Origin of the sequence: Streptomyces scabichelini, assembly GCF_011045015.1 — a bacterium.
GTDB classification, from domain to species: Bacteria; Actinomycetota; Actinomycetes; order Streptomycetales; family Streptomycetaceae; genus Streptomyces; species Streptomyces scabichelini.
This window is the reverse complement of the sequence record NZ_JAAKZY010000484.1, coordinates 1-705: the sequence shown is the minus strand read 5'-3', so window position 1 is coordinate 705 and position 705 is coordinate 1. Positions and strand designations below refer to the sequence as shown.

The following is a 705-nucleotide window of genomic DNA, read 5'->3' as shown; positions in this document are numbered from 1 at the left end:
GGACACGACTGGGCCTGGGCAGGGAGTCCCGGGGCAGGCGGTGTCTGAGGAGATCAACCCGGGGCAAGGTGTTCCGGGGCAGGTGGCGGCCGCACAGGCGGCAGCACAGGGGACTTCCGCACAGCTCACTCCTGCCCAGGGGATTCCTGAGGAGGGGGTTCCTGCCCAGGGGATTCCTGGGCAAGGAGTTACCGGGCAAGGAGTTACCGGGCAAGGAGTCCCTGGGCAAGGAGTTCCCGGGCAAGGAGTTCCCGGGCAAGGGGTTCCCGGGCAAGGGACTGTTCCCCAGGGTGTTCCGGGGCAGCCCGTCGCCGCGCAAGGGGTTCCGGCACAGGGGGCTCTCGGCCAGAGCGTCACCGTTCCGGGGGTTGCCGGGCAGGGCATGCCTCAGCCGGTGGTCCCGGCACAGGGCGTACATCCGCAGGGGATCCCCGCAGAGACTGCCGTCGCTGCCGCGACCACGCCTGCGGGCGGAATCCCCGCGGCGGGTACGTCCCCCCAGGGCACCGCCGTCGCCCAGACCACCCAGACCTCCCAGACCTCCCAGCCGCAGCCGCAGCCGCAGCCCCAACCCACCGCGGCTCCGAACCCTCAGGCCTGGCCCGGCGGCACCGGCACCGACGCCCCCGTACAGCCCGAGCCCGCCGCCATGCCACCCCAGGCCTGGTCGGCCACGGCTGAAACCCCGGCGGCCCAGGCCCAGCC

General features: G+C 73.2%; 1 pseudogene. It reads left to right on the top strand.

Annotation, left to right across the window (positions count from 1 at the left end):
- Positions 1–382 precede the first annotated feature (382 nt).
- A pseudogene (locus G5C60_RS50825) lies at positions 383–705 on the top strand (hypothetical protein); the annotation flags it as partial.